The sequence below is a fragment of the Actinocrinis sp. genome, from assembly GCF_035938995.1.
GTDB lineage: Bacteria > Actinomycetota > Actinomycetes > Streptomycetales > Catenulisporaceae > DASZGI01.
Window position 1 is genome coordinate 1 of sequence record NZ_DASZGI010000404.1, and the last position, 3127, is coordinate 3127.

Genomic DNA, 3127 nt, shown 5'->3' on the forward strand with positions numbered 1-3127 from the left:
CGCAGCGCTGCACCTCGCGGCCTCGGCTGCGTCCCGGAGTGGTACGGCTCCTGCCACCGGGGTACGCAGCGACGCTCGCGGATCTCGACGGGGACGGGGCGCTGGCGATCGAGGTCGTGTTCTAGACCGGCGACGCGCCACCCGAGCGGGCGACCTGGTGGCCGGGATCGAGTGCCAGCGGTGCCGCTGCTGACGGCCGACATCACCGTGACGGCGGCGATGGCGAGGGCGGCACTGGACCTGGCGGCGACCGAGGCCATGCCGATGTGCACGCGGATAGGCTCGGTCGCATGAGAATCACAGCATTGGCGGGCGGGATCGGCGGGGCCCGCTTCTTGCGCGGGCTGCTCGCGGCGATGCCGGATGCGGAGGTGACCGTCATCGGCAACGTCGGCGACGACATCACGCTGCACGGCCTGCGCGTCTGCCCGGACCTCGACACCGTCATGTACACGCTCGGCGACGGGATCCACGAAGGCCAGGGCTGGGGTCGCGCCAACGAGACGTTCTCGATCGCGGCGGAGCTGGAGGCGTACGGCGTCGGGCCGGACTGGTTCACCCTCGGGGACCGGGACATCGCCACGCATCTGGTGCGTACTCAGATGCTCGACGCTGGTTATCCGCTCTCGGCGGTGACCGAGGCGCTGTGCACGCGATGGAAGCCCGGGGTGAAGCTGTTGCCCGCCACCGACGACCGCGCCGAAACTCACGTTGTGATCGCGGAAGACGAAAGCAAGCGCCGCGCGCTCCACTTCCAGGAGTACTGGGTCCGGCTGCACGCCCCGGTGGCCGAGTCGATCGTGTTCGTCGGCGCGGAGCAGGCCAAGCCGGCGCCTGGGGTGGTGGACGCGATCACACGGGCGGACGTGGTGGTCTTCCCGCCGTCGAACCCGGTGGTGTCCATCGGGGCGATCTTGGCGGTCCCCGGCATCCGCGAGGCGATCGCGGCGACGGACGCCCCGGTCGTCGGACTCTCGCCGATCATCGGTGCGTCACCGGTCCGGGGCATGGCGGACAAGGTCTTGGCGGCGGTCGGGGTCGAGACCAGCGCTGCGGCGGTCGCCGAGTATTACGGCAACGAGTTGCTCGACGGGTGGCTGGTCGACGAAAGCGACGCGGCGGCGGTCGAGCGGGTGCAGGCGGCCGGGATCGAGTGCCGGGCGGTGCCCCTGCTGATGACCGACATCAACGCGACGGTGGCGATGGCAAGGGCGGCACTGGACCTGGCTGCGGAAGTGGGGAAGAAATGAGCGGGGTCGAAGAACTCGGGACAGAGCGAACCAGCGCGGAGGAGTTCAGGGCCGCGGGGCGGTTCGAGGTCGTCGGGCTGCCGGGACTGCCGGAAATCGAGGCAGGCGCGGACTTGGTCCGGATCATGGCCGAGGCGGCGCGAGCCGAGCGGGGCCCGGGTCTGCAGGACGGCGACCTCCTGGTCGTCACGTCGAAGATCGTGTCGAAAGCGGAAGGGCGGACGGTCACCGCGACCGACCGTGAGGCCGCGATCGACGCCGAGACCGTACGGCTGGTCGCCAAGCGCGGCCCGCTGCGCATCGTGGAGAACCGGCAGGGCCTCGTCATGGCCGCGGCCGGAGTGGACGCCTCGAACGCCCGGCCGGGCACCGTCCTGCTGCTGCCTGAGGATCCGGACCGCTCGGCAAGGGAACTGGCCGACGGATTGCGGGAGCGTTATGGGGTGTCGGTCGGCGTCATCGTCTCGGACACCTTTGGGCGGGTGTGGCGCGCAGGGCTGGTGGACCAGGCGATCGGCGCCGCGTACCTCGTGCCGGTGGACGACCTGCGCGGCCGTGTGGACAGCCACGGCAATGCGCTGGCGATGACGGTGACCGCGCTCGCCGACGAACTGGCGTCGGCTGGGGAACTGGTCAAGGGCAAGCTCGGCGGCGTCCCCGTGGCCCTGATCCGTGGGTTCGGCGCATTGGTCACGCCGGACGCAGGTCCAGGGGCGCGCGTGCTGCTGCGTCCCGCGGCGGAGGACCTGTTCTCGCTGGGGACGGCCGAGGCGAGAGCGTCGGCGGTGGCCCATCGCCGCACGATCCGCGCGTTCACCGACGAGGATGTCTCACCGGACGCCATTCGCCGGGCGGTCGCAGCGGCCATCACCGCTCCGGCACCGCACCACACCACGCCGTGGCGGTTCGTTGAGGTGCGTTCCGAGGCGGCGCGCAAGGATCTGCTGGACGCGATGCTGGCGGCGTGGGTGCAGGATCTGCGCCGAGACGGCTTCAGCGAGCAGTCGATCGCGAAGCGGGTGCGCCGCGGCGACGTGCTGCGCGGTGCGCCGGTGCTGGTCGTGCCGTGCCTCGTGATGGACGGTTCGCACACGTACCCTGACACGCGGCGTGGGGCAGCCGAGCGGGAGATGTTCGTGGTCGCACTCGGTGCCGGGGTGGAAAACCTGCTTGTCCGGCTCGCGGCCGACGGTCTCGGCTCGGCTTGGGTGTCCTCGACGATGTTCTGCCGCGACGTGGTGCGCTCAGTGCTCGATCTGCCGGAGTCCTGGGATCCGATGGGCGCGGTCGCGGTGGGGCACCCAGCGGAACCGGCGCGGGAGCGGCCCGAGCGCGGAGTCGACGACTTCCTGATCCGTCGTTAGATCGGATGATCATGCTGGCGGAGTGGTGGTGGCGGTGGCAATCAGTGCCAGCGATGGTCGGCGGGGGCCAGGCGCGGAGCACGGCGCGCCCGGCCCGGACCGGTAAGCAGGAGCAGCCGGGCGGCGCGATGCCGGTGCGGCTGGAACGGGGCGAGCAGCTCCAGCATCCGGGCGTCGTCGGCGTTGCGTTCACCCGTCATCGCGAAGCCGATTTGCTTCGCCAGGTGATAGTCGCCGACTGACAGCGCGTCAGGGCAGCCGTGCGCGCGCTGCATCGTCTCCGCTGCTGTCCACACCCCGATCCCGGGCACGACCTGGAGCCGCTTGGCCGCCTCCGGGTGTGGCAGATGGACTGTTCGCTCCAGCGCGTCGGCCAGCCGCGCCGCGCGCACCACCGCGGCGGCGCGCTTGCCGTCCACTCCGGCGCGGTGCCACTCCCAGCTGGGAATCAGGGTCCAGAGCCGCGCGGGGGGCGGCGCCTTCAGGCCCAGCGGCGCCGGGCCGGGAGCGGGG

Annotated in this window: 2 protein-coding genes and 1 pseudogene; 2 read left to right on the plus strand and 1 reads right to left on the minus strand. The window is 71.6% G+C overall.

Translation table 11 applies throughout. From position 1 onward, the window contains the following. Positions 1-290: 290 nt before the first annotated feature. Both cofD and VGZ32_RS27505 read left to right on the plus strand, forming a co-directional pair. A complete protein-coding gene (gene cofD / locus VGZ32_RS27500; protein ID WP_326889136.1) occupies positions 291-1250 on the plus strand; it encodes a 2-phospho-L-lactate transferase in 960 nt (319 codons plus the stop codon). Further along, positions 1247-2614 carry a coenzyme F420-0:L-glutamate ligase gene (locus VGZ32_RS27505; RefSeq protein ID WP_326889137.1) on the plus strand — a complete coding sequence of 456 codons (1368 nt, stop codon included), beginning with the start codon at positions 1247-1249 and terminating at the stop codon, positions 2612-2614. The genes cofD and VGZ32_RS27505 overlap by 4 nt, the downstream gene beginning before the upstream one ends. A 41-nt stretch (positions 2615-2655) precedes the next feature. On the opposite strand, the pseudogene VGZ32_RS27510 reads toward VGZ32_RS27505, so the two are convergent. After that, positions 2656-3127, minus strand: a pseudogene (locus VGZ32_RS27510) (DNA-3-methyladenine glycosylase 2 family protein); the annotation flags it as partial.

Excerpts from the sequence above, each read along its gene's own strand:
- cofD (WP_326889136.1), top strand. The coding sequence starts at position 291 with ATGAGAATCACAGCATTGGCGGGCGGGATCGGCGGGGCCCGCTTCTTG.
- VGZ32_RS27505 (WP_326889137.1), top strand. The coding sequence starts at position 1,247 with ATGAGCGGGGTCGAAGAACTCGGGACAGAGCGAACCAGCGCGGAGGAG.